This window comes from Corynebacterium sp. ACRPO (genome assembly GCF_022347205.1).
In the GTDB taxonomy this organism is placed as follows: Bacteria; Actinomycetota; Actinomycetes; order Mycobacteriales; family Mycobacteriaceae; genus Corynebacterium.
Map to the genome: position 1 here is coordinate 32,855 of NZ_JAKRNE010000001.1, position 15,371 is coordinate 48,225.

Here is a 15,371-nt window from a genome sequence, read left to right on the forward strand (position 1 = left end):
AGGGCTCGGTGTTTGGCAGCAAGAGCGTAGTTGACCTTCTTGTTCGGGGTGGAAAGATCGAAATAGCGGTTGCGCTTAATGGCGATTTCGCCGTCAACAGCGCGTTTGGCTTTTGCGACTTGCTCTTTGATTCCGCGCAGGCCGCGTCTGGCCCGATCATAGGAGTACTGGAAGTGGGTCACCGTATTCGGGGTTGTGTGTTTGCGCGCATCGCTTGCCGAGGCTTGTGTCCAGATCTGGCCGTGGGCGTAGGCTTCACCAGAGATTTCCCGCCGCCAGGTTTCAATCACCTCAGGCACGGTGGGGTTTCACCGACAAAATGTAGTGCAGACCTGCATCTATCAATGCTTGCTTGTTCGGAGGGTGTCAAGTTGTTTGTGTGTGGGGCTAGGTTTATAGGTATTTATCGAAGCGGTCGGGGTAGGCCACGGCCATTTGGTTAATGGCTTGTTTCCAGCCGGAAACTCAGGTCCCTTCCATGAGTCTGCCGGCTGTCGCTGAGACTCGTTTGCCCTGCTTCGCTCTCTTGGCAGCTCGTCTGTCTTCGATATTGCAGATCATCAACCATAGCGTCTTGAGCGCTGATTCATTGTTAGTGAACTGCACCCTGTTGCGGGTAGCTTTACGCAGTTCATTGTTGAATGATTCAATCGAATTCTTCGTGTAAATGACCTTGCTGGCTGCTGGTGGGAACTGCAGAAACGGTACGAAACGCGCCCAAGCATCTCGCCAGGCTTTGACTGAGCGTGGATACTTTTCTCCCAATTCAGAGGCTTCAAATTCGTCTAAGGCAGCCTTAGCTGTGGACTCGTCCGTGGCGGTGTAAATCTTTTTCAACGCGGCCGATACGCCCCGGCGATCCCCGTAGGCTACCCACCGGTTAGCGGCACGAATCAGGTGCACGATACAGGTTTGCACCATAGAGTTCGGCCACGTTGCCTTTACTTCTTCCGGCAAGCCTTTAAGCCCGTCACAGCAAACGATAAAGACGTCCTTGACCCCACGGTTAGAAAGATTGACGCATACTTGCGCCCAGGATGAAGCGCTTTCTTCTTTGGCAATCCACGATTCCAAAAAGTGCTTGATACCGTCGAGAGCCACGCCGATTGCCATGTACGCGGACTTATTGACCACTCGGCCGCCATCGCGGACTTTAATGCGCAGCGCATCCAGGAAAATGACCGGGTAGAACTCGTCTAGCTGGCGGTTTTGCCAGACCATGACCTCATCGAGGACGGCATCGGTAACCGCGGAAATCGTCTCATGGGAAATATCAACACGCATCGCCGTTGCCATATGATGCTGGATGTCCCTAATTGTCATCCCACCGGCGTACAAGCTAACGGTCATGTCATCGACATCAGTCAAGCGCCTAGAACCTTTAGGGACCATAGTCAGCAAGAATGTGCCAGCCCTATCCCTCGGCACATCAACGGTAACTGGCCCGTAGTTAGAATCCACAGTCTTTGGATACGACCCGTTGCGGTGATTGTCTGTTCTAGCTGCAGCTTTAGCGCTCCTGTCGCCAGACTCGTAGCCCAGGTGGGCATCCATTTCAGCGTTGAGTCCCCCTGGTAATCGAGGCTTGCAACATGCCGCGAACCAGGTCGTTGGCATCCGTTGTAGACGTGCCTAGGTCATCAATCAGTTGCGCGATGTCAGGGTTAGCAAGAAGCTTCTTTTCAATCGCATCAATCTTGGCCTTATCAGCCGGATCTCGTCTCGCCACAGTAGTCATTCTGGTCCATCTCCTCATGCAGGTTAGGTACCCACACACAAACCATCAGACACTCTCTATTCCGAAGCCACTCCGGCGGCGTGGGCCGCGCACAACAAGGACCGCGATAAGCTGCAGGACATTAGCCGTGAGATGCTCGGCAGCGCCCTCGACTTGGTCATGGCCGCTGGCCACCCGTTCTACGATAATGACCACCAGAAGGTCGATACTCCCGACTATAGCTTCATGTACGAGGACGACTACGCCAAGCTTTCCGGAGGCGAGACCGACTGGAATTACTTCGAGTCCAACGATGACTTCAAGAAGATGGCGCAAGGTGACGTCAAGCCGTAGCAGCAGTATTGGGGTATCGCGCAGGTAGGTTCCACGTTGCAGAACTCCCGCTCGGGCGAGGCAAAGGCTCCATACTCGGACGAGCTTAACGACGTCGTCGATCTCCCCACCATGACGACTGGCGCCCTCAATGCGCTGGGACAGGACGAGGATGGCTTTTCCATCATGATTGAGGGCGGTGCCATCGACTGGGCCGGCCACGGAAATAACCCAGTGCGCGATATCGAGGAGACTCAGGACTTTAATAAGTCGGTTGATGCTGCCATCAAGTAGGTAGAGGAGAACTCCTCGTGGGAGGACACTTTGCTCGTCGTGACCGCGGATCACGAAACCGGTTATCTATCCGGTGCGAATGAGGCAGCGACGGACGACAACCCTGATGCGGAAGACCGCTTTAACGCCATGGAAGGCGAAAAGGGCAAGGTCGCTCGGCACGGTTGGTACTCCGGGCAGCACACCAACCAATTGGTGCCATTCTTCTTCAAGGGTGCAGGCTCTGAGGACATCATGGCTAATACCTCCGGTACGGATTCGGTGCGCGGCGATTTCATCGATAACACCTTGGTGGCCAACTTGGTCTTTGATGAGTGGTGGAATGGTGACGCCGGCTCTGCCGACGAGCCAGAGCAGCCGGGAAGTACTACTAATCCGGCGGATGATGCAGGAAAGAAGGGCAGCAGCAAGGGCTTTGCCGCAGGTCTAGCTACAGGCCTAGGAATCTTGGGCGCTGTCGTTGGCGGACTCGGTTTCCTAGCCACGCAGATGGGTGTGCTCAATATTGACCTAAAGCCCATCTATGAGCAGCTAAAGCGCGTCGGCCTGCGCTAAACAAACGGAAGTAGGCCTAACGCCACGTTAAAGTCCTGCCCTCAGCTGCAGAAGCGGAGGGCAGGACTTTTCTTAGCTCTGGGAAATCGGAGTTGGTTGGATCTTCCAGACCTCGTTGGCATAGTCCGCGATGGTCCGGTCGGAAGAAAAGCGGCCAGAGTAGCAAATATTGAGCCACGCCTTCTTGGCCCAGGCAAGTTGGTCTGCCTCGTATTCGGCAGCCATGCGGTCACGGGTTTCGCGGTAGTCGGCGAAGTCACCTAGGACGTAGTACTGGTCTTGGGCGTGCTCCCCGAAGCCGTCGAGAAGCGAGGCGCGCAGATCGCCGAAGATACCGGCATTGTCTGCGCCCAGGGTGCCGTCGACAAGCGCATCCAGTACGCGGGCCAAGCCTGGCACGCTCTGGTAAAGCTCGCCCGGGTTGTACTCGGCGCGCAGCTGCGGCAACTCCTCATTGCGGGCGCCGAAGATATAAGCGTTGTTCTCGCCAACCGCCTCGACGATTTCTACGTTTGCTCCATCCATGGTGCCCAAGGTCAGGGCACCATTCATCATGAACTTCATATTGGACGTGCCGGAGGCTTCCTTGCCAGCCACAGAAATCTGCTCGGAGATATCAGCGGCCGGGATGATGTGCTCTGCGGGGGAGACGTTGTAATTCTCTACGAAGACGACGCGGATGATGTCCTTGGTGGCCGGGTCGTTATTGACCAGGTCTGCGATGGTGTTGATGAGCTTAATAATCGCCTTGGCGCGGTCGTAGCCCGGTGCGGCCTTGGCACCAAAGATGAAAGTACGCTTCGGCACGGTTTCGCCCTCTCCCTTGATGCGGAAGTAGAGGTCAAGGACGTAGAGGGCGTTCATCAGCTGGCGCTTGTACTCGTGCAGGCGCTTAATCTGCACGTCAAAGATGGAATCAGGGTCGATTTCAGCGCCTTGGTGGACGTTTACCCACTGCGCAAAGTCGCGTTTATTGGCCTGCTTGATGGCGATCAGTTCTCGTAGTAGGTCAGCATCGTCGGCCTTATCGGCGAGTCTGGTCAGCTGGGTGAGGTCAGTAACCCACGCATCGGAACCAGCCTGCTGGGTGAGCAGTTCTGCCAGGCGGGGGTTGCACATCTTCAGCCAGCGGCGCGGGGTGACGCCATTGGTCTTATTGTTGAATTTTTCTGGCCAGAGCTCATGCCATTCGGACAGCGTATCGGCCTTGATGATTTCGGTATGCAGGGCGGCGACACCGTTAATGGAGTAAGCGGCGTAGCAGGCGATCCAGGCCATGTGAACCTGTCCGTTGGACACCGGCGCCATGTAGTCAATGCGACCCTGATCCAGGCCGCGATGGGCCATATCTTCGCGGAAGCGGCGATCGATTTCTTCCACCAACTGCCAGATGCGCCAGAACAGCTTTTGGAAGATGGACACTTCCCAGCTCTCCAGTGCCTCTGCGAGCACGGTGTGGTTGGTGTAGGCGAAGGTCTCGGTGACGATCTTCCACGCCGCATCCCAGCTCAGACCATGGTCATCGAGCAATATGCGCAAGAGCTCTGGGATGGCGAGCACTGGGTGAGTGTCATTGAGCTGGATGGAGTTGTACTGCGCAAAACCGGTGAGGTCCTCGCCGTGCTGGGCAATGTAGTTATCCACCATGGTTTGCAGGGAGGCGGAGACAAAGAAATACTGTTGGCGAACGCGCAGTACCTTGCCCTCGTAGGTGGTGTCGTTGGGGTAGAGCACGCGGCAGATATCCATGACGCGCTCGCGATCGACAATGGCCTCCGTAAAACGCTGGGAGTTGAAGGCGTCGTAATCGAATTCATCGATGGGCTCGGACTTCCACAGGCGTAGCGTGCCTACGTTATCGGTTCCATAGCCGGTGATAGGCATGTCATAGGGAATGGCGCGCACATCCATGTCATCGAAGTGGACACGACGTTGCTCGGAGGCGCGGCGGATGATGAAGTCATAGCCGTTTTCCATCCATTCATCAGGCTGTTCCTTCTGGAACCCATTCTCAAAGGACTGGCGGAAAAGGCCGTAACGGTAGAGCAGGCCATAACCGGTGACGGGGTAGTCCTGGGTGACAGCGGAATCGAGGAAGCAGGCGGCAAGGCGGCCGAGGCCACCGTTGCCGAGCGCGGCATCGTGCTCAGCTTCGAGGACATCGCTCAGCTCGTGGTCGGCAGCGGTGGCCGCTGCCTTGGCATCGTCGACCAAGCCCAGGTTGGTGAGGTTATTGAGCAGCGCGCGGCCCTGCAGGAACTCCGCAGAGAAGTAATGCTGCTGGCGGGTCGCGGCATAGGCGGAACGGGTGCGCTCCCAGTTATCGGCAATCTGCTCCATGACGGCGCCGGATAGGCCCGACCAGAACTTGCGGTAGGAAGCGCTGTGCGGGCTCACACCGGAGGCCGCACGAACATGGGAGGGAACGGTGGATTCGAAAACAGAGTGCCGTGGCTGGCTCATGTGAAACCTTAAGTTAGTGGAAAGTCACGAAACGCCTGCCAGCTTAATAGGATTGGCGCAGCCTTGCAGGGGGAATAGGTAAAGGCGCGCCGGGTACCTAGGGCTTTGCCAAGTAAGTCAATGCCGCACCATATGCCGCCCGGGTGGAGGCATGGACGGTCGGGGCGTAGTCCGGCAGGAAGGTCGCCTGGTGGTTGACCGGTGGGTCTTGCAACTCGTCTTCCGGGGTGCAGCCGATGTGCCAAAAGACATAAGGTACGCCCCATGCCTGGGGTAGGTAGCAAAAGTCCTCAGAGGCGGTAGAAGGGGCGGCGATGACCGAATCGGAGCCGAAGGCGGCATCGAAAACCTCGGCCACTGGGGCGTGGGCCGTGGCGTCGTTATCAGTGACCTCGCCGTGAGCGTAGTACTCAAAGGTCGGGTCTTGCTCGCTTCCGGACGCCACACATTCGGCCTTGACCATGCGCTCGAGGGAGGCATAGACCTTTCCCGCGAGTGCGGGATCGTAATAGCGCGTATTGAGCACGAGCTCGGCAGATTCGGGAATGATGTTGTTTTTATCGCCGGAGTGTAGCTCGCCTACAGAGATGACAAAGAACTCGTGTGGGGCAACTTCGCGGCCCACGATAGCTTGGAGGCGGGTGACGATCATGGCCGCGATATAGGTGGGGTCGATGGAGTTATGGGGCATGGAGGCGTGGGCCGATTTTCCAAAGACGCGAATGCGCAGGGAATCGCAGCCGGCCATGATGGGGCCTGCGGTGTGGCGCACAGTGCCAGCTCGGCCGGGCATGATGTGTTGGCCAAGGCAAATATCGGGACGCGGCACGCGCTCGATGAGGTTATCGGCCAACATGTCCTTAGCCCCCACGGAGGATTCTTCGGCCGGTTGGAAAAGGGCGAGGAAGGTGCCGGACCAGGAGCTCCGGGAGGCGTCGAGAAGCGCGCAGGCACCCAGCAGCGCCGTGGTGTGCATATCGTGCCCGCAGGCGTGCATCTTTCCATTAGTGGCGGAATAGGACACGCCCGTGGCTTCCTCGACAGGCAACCCATCGAAGTCTGCGCGCAGCAAAGCAGTGGGACCATCGCCGTTGCGGAAGATAGCGACCATACCAAAGCCGCCGATGTTTTCTACTACCTCGCAGTCAAAATCGGCGAGCTTGGCGCGGATACGACCGGCGGTGCGCTCTTCTTCATGCGAAAGCTCGGGGTGGCGGTGCAGGTCTTCGTAAAAGTCCTGCTGCCACCCCAGGTCGGCTTCCTGGGACGTGACGAGCTGGGCGATGCGGGCAGAATCAGACATGGTTTCACACCTTAGGGATTGGGTAGGGTTGGCGCTATGCCGGTTATTCAATTTGATGTTTTGGTTCCCAACGGGCAAGCAGAGCGCGTCGCGGAAATCTTTACCACCGCCACCGACAAGCTGGTGGAGAGCGGTTCGCTTTCTTCCGCTGACGTTACTCACCCCAAGGCACCGCAGTTTCCAGAGGGGCTGGAGGAGCAGCTGCGGAAAAATTATCGCGACGAGCATGAGGACCGTGACCTTGCGGACGCGAGCGTGCACCGCTATGACATTGCGGTGGCGGGCGTGAGTGGCTCGGTCAACCAGCTGGGCATGGTGCTCTCGCGCCTTCTAACCCCGCATGCAGTGCTGCCCAAGGACCACGTATTGCTAGAAGATGAGCTGGCACATGAGCGGCCCGCCATCTTCCCGTGGTCGCTGTCCATTCGGCCTTAGAGCTGCTTGACGATGTCCCCGGCGGCCGCCGCTAGCTGCTGGGCCAACGAGCCTTCTTGGCTAAGGGGAGCGCAGTAGGCGTCGGTGTCATGCTCGAAGGAGCCGGCGACAATGCCCACCGGTGTTCCGGCTTGCCGGGCGAGATCCGTGATGGTTCCGACTGCCTTGCCGGTCAGAGACTGTTCATCAAAGCGGCCCTCGCCGGTAAGGACGAGATCGGCCGAAGCGATCTTTTCCGGAAGGCCCAGTGCTGCGGCCACGTGCGTGCCGCCGGACAGGACGCGCACGTGTTCCTCTGAACCCCAAAGGGTGCGTGAGAGCCAGGACAGGCCAATGGGAAGGCCACCCGCGGCGCCATAGTAGGCAGAATCTGCATCGGTGCCGGTAACCTCGCAGGCTCGGAGCATGGCGCCGGCCAGCAGCGCTACTTGTTCGCCTTGAGCTCCCTTTTGGGGGCCGTACATGGTTGCCGCCTGCACTGGGGTAGCGCGGGTATCTGCCAGCAGTGTGAAGTCGAGCATGCCCGCCTTGATATTGAGCTGCGCGGTGTCGATGTGGTCCAGCTGAACGAGGGGAGCGCCGCCCTTGGGCAGGGCATAGCCGCGGGCGTCGTGTGCGGCGGCGCCGAGTGCGGTGAGGATGCCCATCCCGGCGTCAATGCTGGCGGTGCCGCCTAATCCCAGCACGATCGAGGTAGCGCCACGTGTTTCTGCGTCCGCGATCAGCACCCCGGTGCCATAGGAATCGGCGTGGAGCGGATCCAGGCTGTCCTGCACAGCGGGCAACCCGGTGGCAGAGGCGGCGTCAATGAATGCCGTGGTTCCGGCGAGAACATAGCTCGCCTGAGTCAAGCGGCCATTGGCGTCGGTAGTGGGCAGGGTGATGGTCTCGGCGGATTGTCCACCGGCCGCTGCCGCCTGTGCAAGGACAGCGGCGGTGCCCTCGCCGCCATCAGCCATGGGCAGGGTGGTCACCGTGGCGTCGGGAAGCGCCTGGCGCACTCCCATAGCAATGCTGGCTGCGGCCTCGGGCGCGGAGGCGGTGCCTTTAAACGAGTCTGGGGCGACAACAATATGCATGCCCGTGATTATAAAGCCCGCCCGCGCTGGGGCACGGCGCGGCTTAGGATTCGAACGGACTACAGAAAATATCCATCTTTAACGTGGCTGGTAAAGGGGGTATGTATCTACCTGAACCCTCGAACCTGCTTGCATTATCGGTAGTTTGATAGGAAGCTGGTATCTGTTCTTACAAGTCCACAGAATGGAATGCACACCATGTCAGTAGATAGCCAAATCTCTGAGTACTACGACAAATTGCTCAAGCGCAATGCGGGAGAACCAGAATTCCACCAAGCTGTTTCTGAGGTCCTGGATTCGCTGAAAATTGTCCTAGAAAAAGACCCGCAGTACGCGGACTACGGCCTGGTGGAGCGCCTGTGCGAGCCTGAACGCCAGCTCATCTTTCGGGTGCCATGGATCGACGATAATGGCGAAATCCAGGTCAACCGCGGCTTCCGCGTCCAGTTCAACTCCGCGCTCGGCCCCTACAAGGGTGGCCTGCGATTCCACCCCTCGGTCAACCTGGGCATTATCAAGTTCCTTGGCTTCGAGCAGATCTTCAAAAACTCCCTGACCGGCCTGCCCATTGGTGGCGGCAAGGGCGGTTCTGACTTTGATCCTAAGGGCAAGTCCGAGGTAGAGGTCATGCGCTTTTGCCAGTCCTTTATGACGGAGCTGCACCGCCACATCGGTGAATACCGCGACGTGCCGGCCGGTGACATTGGCGTCGGCGGCCGTGAGATCGGCTTTCTCTTTGGTCAGTACCGTCGCCTGACCACCCAGCACGAATCCGGCATCCTCACCGGCAAGGGGTTGACCTGGGGTGGCTCCCTGGTTCGTACTGAGGCCACGGGCTTTGGCACGGTCTACCTCACCAATGAGATGATGAAGACGCACGGCGAGTCTTTCGACGGCGCCAAGGTTATCGTCTCCGGTTCTGGCAATGTGGCCATCTACGCTGCCGCTAAGGCCCAAGAGCTCGGCGCCACCGTAGTTGCGATGTCTGATTCCTCCGGCTACATCACCACCCCGAATGGAGTGGACATTGAACTGCTCAAGGATGTAAAGGAAACCCGCCGTGAACGTATTTCCACCTACGCCGAAGAGGCTGGAAACGGAGTGGAATTCCACAAAGGCGGAAATATCTGGGAAGTACAGGCAGACGTGGCTCTGCCGTGTGCCACCCAAAATGAGCTCGATGGCGAATCCGCAAAGAAGCTCGTTGACGGCGGCGTGCGCTACGTAGCCGAAGGTGCCAATATGCCGTCTACCCCAGAGGCGGTCCACATCTTCCAAGAATCTAAGATCAATTTCGCGCCGGGCAAGGCCGCCAACGCTGGTGGCGTTGCTACCTCCGCGCTAGAAATGCAGCAAAACGCATCCCGTGACTCCTGGTCCTTTGAGTACACCGATGATCGCCTCCATGCGATCATGTCCAATATCTTTAAAAACATCGATAGCACGGCTAAGGAATATGACCGTGAAGGCGATTACGTTGCCGGTGCAAATATTGCTGGCTTCAAGAAGGTAGCGGACGCCATGCTGGCACAGGGCGTTATCTAGCTGCTCACTTCTTCTTTCAAGTCCCCCTTCTGTGCTGCCTTTGTGTAGTGGAGAAGGGGAGCTTGTGCTGTAAATACGCGCCATAGATTGCGTGAGTGGGCGGTTGCAAGGCGATTGTCGGCACTGGAGGGTAAATCCGCAGTACACACTCGGTGCGTGGCCTCCACGTCTGGCGCGTGAGGGCATGTAAAATTCGCAGCATGTACCGTGTCTTTGAGTCCCTAGATGAACTAGTCCAGCACTTGGAAGAGGCCCATAGCCTCCCCATGACCTCTAATTGCATGGTTCCGCGCCATGAAATGCTCGCGCTTCTCGACGACCTCCGAAACGCCCTGCCCGTTGAAATTGATGACGCGCAGGATGTCTTGGATAAGCAGGATGAAATCCTCCACGGCGCCGAAGAGCGCGCGGACCAGACCATCAATGATGCTAATGCGCAGGCCGACGACATCGTGGGCCATGCTCGCGAGGAGGCGGATGCCACGGTGTCCCACGCAGAACAGCATGCCGCCAAGCTAGTGGCTGATGCTGAAGCTCGCGCTCAGTCCATGGTGGAACAGGCCCGCGCGGAAGCAGACCGCACCATCGCTCAGGCCAATGATGAATATGAGCGTTCCGTGGCAGAAGGCCGTGCCGAGCAAGAGCGTATGGTTTCGGAATCTGAAGTTGTGCGCCGCGCTGATGAGGAAGCACACCGCATCGTGGAGTCCGCCCACACCGAGTCCAACCGTCTGCGTAGTGAATGCGACGAGTTTGTAGACGGCAAGCTAAGCGAATTTGAAACCACTCTCAATGGACTACTGCGCACCGTAAGCTCCGACCGCTCTGCACTGCGCGGCGGTGCCGGAGTCCGTTCCCGTGGCGGCGACTACCAGTCCTCGGGTCGTGCCGGTGGCGTTGCGGGCGGCTCCCGTTACGCAGAAGGCGAGGCCTACGAGCGTCGCTATAACGAGCGCTAAGCCTTTAAATTCTTTCTGCCCTCAAGTTTCATTTCCCGGAGGTACCCGGGCTGGGGAACTTAAGGGGTGAGGGATGGTTTAGTCCCATACATCAGGCACGGCCAAAGACCCTGGTGGGTGGGCAGACGGTTTGTCGTACACCGTCTGCCCACCCACCAGGGTCTTTATGTTTTCCTACCAGTGCGGGCAGTTCAGGAAGTTGCGCGGGAGCGAGGCTGTGCGGTGGGCACTGCCGTATTCGTTGCATAGGAAGCAGCTGTTAACGGCGTGTGTGCGGACATGGCGCCGCCTTCCTTCCCCGAGGTGAGTTGCGCAGGCGCGGCGGATTGGACGGCCATACATGCTGCAATGACTGCGGTCACTAAGCCAGGGAAAAGGAATGCAACGAGTGCGGTAAAGAAATAGGAAGACAGTGACGTCAAAGAACTATCACTAAAGTTCTGCGGAAAGCACACCGCGCACATACTCACTAGCGCACCTGTGGCAACTAGCATGGTGCCTACAGAAATAAGCGCGGTAGGAATGGTCTCCCGTGAGAACCAGGTAATGGCGCCTGCGCTTAGGGAAAAGATGAGTGCGCCGGTAAGCACCGAAAGATCCATGCCAGTGGGCAATACCAGGATGGTGCCAGCAATTAAACCAGCAACGATGCTGCAGATGAGTGCAGTAAAAAGGCGAATCCCACTAGCGCCATAGATGCCTGAACGGTCCGGCTGTGGAGTGGCGTGTACGAGCGTGCCGGAAATGGTTAATACCGCGGCAGGAAGGCAGCTGAACATGACGAATCCGAGTGCGATGCTGCGTGGATCCGGGGAGGCTAGCGCCAAGTGGTAAGTCATGTCTCCACACTAAAGACGGCTTTGGCTTGGGAAAAGGCTACTCCGGAAAGGCATAGGCCCTTTTACTTTAAACGACAGACTCTTGACAGAAAGTTTGCCTGTGCTGGCCGCTAGGCGGAGTTTGCGGGGCAAGGTAGACTACCTAGTGTTATGACATCACCATTGAAGTTCGATGTGGGCGAATTGTTGAACGCCCAAGGCGCTGACGCACTGCCGGAGCAACGCACCCAGACCGGCCCCGCACCTGAGAGGATCGGCGTCGAGATGATCGCCATTCCGAAGGGCGAGGAGCTGACTGTAGAGGCCACCTTGACCCCTCTAGGTGCAGGTGTCTTGGTGGATGCCAACGTATCTGGACGGCTGACAGGGGAATGCTCTCGGTGCTTGAAGGAACTGCACCCAGAGCTGGACTTGCATGTCACGCAGGTCTTTGCTGCCGATGAATCCTTCGTCTCTGGCGATGATCCTGCAACCGATGATGAAGGTTCCGGAGATGAGATTCCGGAGATCGAGGATGATGAGCTGGACCTTTTGCAGGCCGTGATCGATGAGGCAGGCCTCAACCTTCCCTTCGCGCCGGTGTGTGAGGACGGCTGTGAGATTGACACGCCTGAAGGGGTGACCACCGGTACCTCTGGCGAAGAAGAGGAAGATAAGGTCGATCCCCGCTGGGCTGGTTTGGAGAAGTTCCTATGAGCCGCAAAAAGAAGCTAACCGGGGAAGAGGCACTGGCAGCCGAATTTGCTGCAGTAGACCACACCCCATTGTTGGAATCGCTCGGCGTGGAGTTGAAGCCGGAGCACCTGCGTTTGGCGCTTACTCACCGCTCTTTTGCCAATGAGAATGGGCATTTGCCTAATAACGAGCGCTTGGAGTTTTTGGGCGATGCGGTGCTGGGCCTGTCGGTGGCCTCTCAGCTCTACATCACTTATCCTTCTCGTCCGGAATCGGATATTTCCAAGATGCGTGCCTCGATCGTCTCGCGTTACGGACTATCGGATATCGCCCGTGAGATAAACCTCGGCCCGCACATTTTGCTGGGCAAGGGCGAGCAGTCGACCGGTGGCCGCGATAAGGATTCCATCCTTGCCGATACCACCGAGGCAATCTTTGGCGCTATCTACCGCGAGCATGGATTCGAAACTGCGCGAGATGTCATCCTGCGCCTATTTGCAGAAAAGATCGACAACGCCACTGTGAGCGGTCGCCACCTAGATTGGAAGACCACTTTGCAGGAGCTGTGCGCCGAGCTTAAGGCACCAATGCCGGTCTACTCGGCTACCTCCACCGGCCCAGAACATGACCAGACCTTTAACGCGGTAGCCACCGTTGCTGGTCTGACCGTGGGCAATGGAGTGGGACACAATAAGAAGCTGGCCGAGCAGCAAGCAGCTCAAGAGGCGTGCCAGACCCTCCGCGAAACCCCGCTTTTGGTGCAGGGCACCGCGCATAAAGAAGGCTAAGTATGCCGGAACTGCCGGAAGTCGAGTCCGTCCGCCGGGGTCTTGAGCCCCACGTGGTGGGGCGGACTTTTGAGTCTGTGCACGTCCTGCACCCGCGTGCCAACCGTGGCCAAGATGAGCCACTTCCCGGTCTTCTTGTCGGTAAAGAGATCGCTGCTGTGGCTCGGCGGGGAAAGTTTATGTGGCTGGAATTTGTGGGCGAAGATTCCATGGATCCCCACCGCGACGTCCTCTTCATCCACTTAGGCATGTCGGGCCAGGTTCGAATCGGTGCGACCGATTCGCCGCATCTGCGCATTAGCGCTCAGCTAAGCGGTAGGGTAGAGCTTAGCTTTGTAGACCAGCGCACCTTTGGATATTGGCTCTATGCACCGTGGGCGAAGATCTCGCACATAGGCATTGACCCGTTGGAACCAGATTTCGACATTGTGGCAACCGCCCGGCGCCTGCGGACAAAGAAGACTGCAGTAAAGACCGCACTCTTGGATCAAACCTTGGCTTCTGGAATCGGCAATATCTATGCCGATGAATCCCTGTGGGCGGCACAGATTCCGCCCCGCAAAAGGGCATCGACGTTGCGGCAAAAGGATGCCGTTGCCCTGCTCGAAGCGGCCCAGGAGGTCATGGCCGCCGCCCTAAAAGTGGGTGGCACGAGCTTTGATTCCTTGTACGTCAACGTGAATGGTGAATCGGGATACTTCTCGCGTTCCCTGGCCGCGTATGGGCGGGCTGGCCAGCCCTGTCAGCGCTGCGGAACGCCCTTGGAGCGCTGCGTAATTTCAGGACGTTCCACCCATTTCTGCCCCCATTGTCAATAAGTTATGGCGCATGGGGTTCACGTTGTGAACCTCAAGGCAGTAAATTATTCTGCATGGATTTTCTTGAAAATGTCGTAACGACATTTAATGACGGCGTCTGGTCGTGGATTCTGCCCTGGCTGCTCATCGCTGCGGGCCTATTCTTCGGCATCCGTACCGCGTTGGTGCAGGTGCGCATGGTGCCGGACATGTTCCGCGCCGTCGTCGAGCGACCCAAGGGGGAAGGGCGCGATGAGGACGAGGACTATGGCGGCATCTCTGCTTTCAAGGCCTTCACTATTTCGGCCGCTTCCCGCGTTGGCACCGGTAACGTGGCCGGCGTGGCCGTGGCTATTTCCGTGGGCGGCCCAGGTGCTGTCTTTTGGATGTGGCTCATCGCCATCCTTGGTGGTGCAACTGCATTTATCGAGTCCACCCTGGCGCAGCTGTGGAAAGTGCGCGATGGCGACGGGTACCGCGGCGGCCCGGCGTACTACATGAAACGCGGCTTGGGCTGGGGCCCGCTTGGCGCGCTTTTCTCCATCGCTATCGCCTTTACCTTTGGTTTGGTCTACAACGCCTTTCAGACCAACGCCATTGCAGATGCGGTGTCCTTCTCCTTTGACCGCGATGACACCATGTTCCGCTCCATTATCGGTGTTGTTATTGCCGTGGTTGCGGGCCTCATCATCTTTGGCGGCGTGAACCGCATTGCCAATATCACCCAGATCATCGTGCCTTTTATGGCGGTGGCCTACCTGCTTATCGGCGGCTTTGTAGTCATCACCAACTTTGACAAGGTGCCGGGAATGATTGGCGATATTGTCGGTCACGCGCTAGGCATTAAGGAAATCGCAGGCGCGGGTCTCGGCGCGGCCATGATGAAGGGCATTCAGCGCGGACTGTTCTCTAATGAGGCCGGTGAAGGCTCTGCTCCGAACGCAGCGGCTACCGCGGCAGTGTCCCACCCGGTCAAGCAGGGGCTGGTCCAGACCCTCGGCGTGTACTTTGACACCTTGGTGGTGTGTACCATCACCGCCTTCATCATCTTGCTGGGGCCGGAGATTGCCTACGGTGCTGAAGCAGAGGGCGTCTCCTTGACCCAGGCGGCTTTGTCTTCTGAGGTGGGCGAGTGGGGAATCCACTTCGTCAGCTTCATCCTCTTTTTCCTGGCTTTCTCCTCTATCCTGGGCAATTATTACTTGGCGGAATCTAACCTGGAGTACCTCACCCAAAGCAAGCCTGCGCTGGTAATTTTCCGCCTCGTCGTGCTTTTCTTTGTCTGGTTCGGCGCAGTGGGTTCCCTGCCGCTGGTCTTTGCTTTGGCCGATACCGGTGCGGCAACCATGGTGATCCTAAATATCATCGCCATCGTGCCACTATCCGGTGTGGCGATTAAGCTGCTCAAGAATTACAACGAGCAGCGCAGCCACGGCATCGATCCGGTATTCCACCGCGATATGATGCCGGAGCTGAAGGGCGTAGAGTGCTGGGACGGATCGGATCCTGTCACTCGCCGCAGCGAGGAGGATCGCCGCGTGCTGCGCGATAAGGGACACCACGACCGCTATTAGAAATTAGGAAGGCAG

General features: G+C 58.0%; 14 protein-coding genes and 1 pseudogene. 10 read left to right on the top strand and 5 right to left on the bottom strand.

Features of this window, described 5'->3' with window-relative positions:
• Positions 1–393: 393 nt before the first annotated feature.
• Positions 394–1,738, bottom strand: a pseudogene (locus MHY22_RS00175) (IS256 family transposase).
• A 132-nt stretch (positions 1,739–1,870) separates the two neighbouring features.
• Here MHY22_RS00175 and MHY22_RS00180 point away from each other — a divergent pair.
• From MHY22_RS00180 to MHY22_RS00190, 3 genes are read left to right on the top strand one after another with little or no spacing between them, the layout of a single operon-like run.
• Complete coding sequence (locus MHY22_RS00180; protein ID WP_239234729.1) at positions 1,871–2,071, top strand: hypothetical protein; 201 nt, start codon at positions 1,871–1,873, stop codon at positions 2,069–2,071.
• Between the two features lie 36 nt (positions 2,072–2,107).
• The gene (locus MHY22_RS00185; RefSeq protein WP_239234727.1) at positions 2,108–2,344 is read left to right on the top strand and encodes an alkaline phosphatase; all 237 of its coding nucleotides are present in this window, start codon (positions 2,108–2,110) and stop codon (positions 2,342–2,344) included.
• Between the two features lie 39 nt (positions 2,345–2,383).
• Positions 2,384–2,899, top strand: coding sequence for a hypothetical protein (locus MHY22_RS00190; RefSeq protein ID WP_239234725.1), 516 nt, complete (start codon positions 2,384–2,386; stop codon positions 2,897–2,899).
• A 72-nt stretch (positions 2,900–2,971) separates the two neighbouring features.
• Here MHY22_RS00190 and MHY22_RS00195 read toward each other — a convergent pair whose 3' ends face one another.
• Positions 2,972–5,362 (bottom strand): glycogen/starch/alpha-glucan phosphorylase, encoded by a 2,391-nt coding sequence (locus MHY22_RS00195; protein WP_239277395.1) that lies wholly within the window; start codon positions 5,360–5,362, stop codon positions 2,972–2,974.
• 97 nt (positions 5,363–5,459) lie between these two features.
• Positions 5,460–6,665 (bottom strand): amidohydrolase, encoded by a 1,206-nt coding sequence (locus tag MHY22_RS00200; protein ID WP_239277398.1) that lies wholly within the window; start codon positions 6,663–6,665, stop codon positions 5,460–5,462.
• A gap of 36 nt (positions 6,666–6,701) precedes the next feature.
• Here MHY22_RS00200 and MHY22_RS00205 point away from each other — a divergent pair, with 36 nt between their 5' ends.
• On the top strand, positions 6,702–7,100 hold the full coding sequence (locus tag MHY22_RS00205) for a hypothetical protein (RefSeq protein WP_239277400.1): 399 nt from the start codon (positions 6,702–6,704) through the stop codon (positions 7,098–7,100).
• On the opposite strand, the gene MHY22_RS00210 is transcribed toward MHY22_RS00205, so the two are convergent.
• Positions 7,097–8,179, bottom strand: coding sequence for a glycerate kinase (locus tag MHY22_RS00210; RefSeq protein WP_239277401.1), 1,083 nt, complete (start codon positions 8,177–8,179; stop codon positions 7,097–7,099). The genes MHY22_RS00205 and MHY22_RS00210 overlap by 4 nt on opposite strands.
• A gap of 198 nt (positions 8,180–8,377) precedes the next feature.
• On the opposite strand from MHY22_RS00210, the gene gdhA reads away from it, so the two are divergent.
• Both gdhA and MHY22_RS00220 read left to right on the top strand, forming a co-directional pair.
• The gene (gene gdhA, locus MHY22_RS00215) at positions 8,378–9,724 is read left to right on the top strand and encodes an NADP-specific glutamate dehydrogenase (RefSeq protein ID WP_239277402.1); all 1,347 of its coding nucleotides are present in this window, start codon (positions 8,378–8,380) and stop codon (positions 9,722–9,724) included.
• Positions 9,725–9,924: 200 nt separating this feature from the next.
• Positions 9,925–10,683, top strand: a complete 759-nt coding sequence (locus MHY22_RS00220) for a DivIVA domain-containing protein (RefSeq protein WP_239277404.1) — start codon at positions 9,925–9,927, stop codon at positions 10,681–10,683.
• A gap of 191 nt (positions 10,684–10,874) precedes the next feature.
• Here MHY22_RS00220 and MHY22_RS00225 read toward each other — a convergent pair whose 3' ends face one another.
• On the bottom strand, positions 10,875–11,522 hold the full coding sequence (locus MHY22_RS00225; RefSeq protein ID WP_239277405.1) for a hypothetical protein: 648 nt from the start codon (positions 11,520–11,522) through the stop codon (positions 10,875–10,877).
• 150 nt (positions 11,523–11,672) lie between these two features.
• Here MHY22_RS00225 and MHY22_RS00230 point away from each other — a divergent pair, with 150 nt between their 5' ends.
• The 4 genes from MHY22_RS00230 to MHY22_RS00245 are packed head-to-tail and all read left to right on the top strand — an operon-like array spanning position 11,673 to position 15,356.
• Positions 11,673–12,218 (top strand): DUF177 domain-containing protein, encoded by a 546-nt coding sequence (locus MHY22_RS00230; RefSeq protein ID WP_239277407.1) that lies wholly within the window; start codon positions 11,673–11,675, stop codon positions 12,216–12,218.
• Complete coding sequence (rnc, locus tag MHY22_RS00235; protein WP_239277409.1) at positions 12,215–12,985, top strand: ribonuclease III; 771 nt, start codon at positions 12,215–12,217, stop codon at positions 12,983–12,985. The genes MHY22_RS00230 and rnc overlap by 4 nt, the downstream gene beginning before the upstream one ends.
• 2 nt (positions 12,986–12,987) lie before the next feature.
• Entirely contained in the window at positions 12,988–13,803 is an 816-nt protein-coding gene (mutM, locus tag MHY22_RS00240; protein ID WP_239277410.1) for a bifunctional DNA-formamidopyrimidine glycosylase/DNA-(apurinic or apyrimidinic site) lyase, read from the top strand.
• Between the two features lie 53 nt (positions 13,804–13,856).
• Complete coding sequence (locus MHY22_RS00245; protein WP_239234713.1) at positions 13,857–15,356, top strand: sodium:alanine symporter family protein; 1,500 nt, start codon at positions 13,857–13,859, stop codon at positions 15,354–15,356.
• Positions 15,357–15,371: the final 15 nt, after the last annotated feature.

Coding starts and splice junctions, on each gene's coding strand:
- MHY22_RS00195 (WP_239277395.1), bottom strand. CDS start 5,362: ATGAGCCAGCCACGGCACTCTGTTTTCGAATCCACCGTTCCCTCCCAT.
- MHY22_RS00245 (WP_239234713.1), top strand. CDS start 13,857: ATGGATTTTCTTGAAAATGTCGTAACGACATTTAATGACGGCGTCTGG.
- MHY22_RS00225 (WP_239277405.1), bottom strand. CDS start 11,522: ATGACTTACCACTTGGCGCTAGCCTCCCCGGATCCACGCAGCATCGCA.
- MHY22_RS00180 (WP_239234729.1), top strand. CDS start 1,871: ATGCTCGGCAGCGCCCTCGACTTGGTCATGGCCGCTGGCCACCCGTTC.
- MHY22_RS00210 (WP_239277401.1), bottom strand. CDS start 8,179: ATGCATATTGTTGTCGCCCCAGACTCGTTTAAAGGCACCGCCTCCGCG.
- gdhA (WP_239277402.1), top strand. CDS start 8,378: ATGTCAGTAGATAGCCAAATCTCTGAGTACTACGACAAATTGCTCAAG.
- MHY22_RS00220 (WP_239277404.1), top strand. CDS start 9,925: ATGTACCGTGTCTTTGAGTCCCTAGATGAACTAGTCCAGCACTTGGAA.
- rnc (WP_239277409.1), top strand. CDS start 12,215: ATGAGCCGCAAAAAGAAGCTAACCGGGGAAGAGGCACTGGCAGCCGAA.
- mutM (WP_239277410.1), top strand. CDS start 12,988: ATGCCGGAACTGCCGGAAGTCGAGTCCGTCCGCCGGGGTCTTGAGCCC.
- MHY22_RS00205 (WP_239277400.1), top strand. CDS start 6,702: ATGCCGGTTATTCAATTTGATGTTTTGGTTCCCAACGGGCAAGCAGAG.
- MHY22_RS00200 (WP_239277398.1), bottom strand. CDS start 6,665: ATGTCTGATTCTGCCCGCATCGCCCAGCTCGTCACGTCCCAGGAAGCC.
- MHY22_RS00230 (WP_239277407.1), top strand. CDS start 11,673: ATGACATCACCATTGAAGTTCGATGTGGGCGAATTGTTGAACGCCCAA.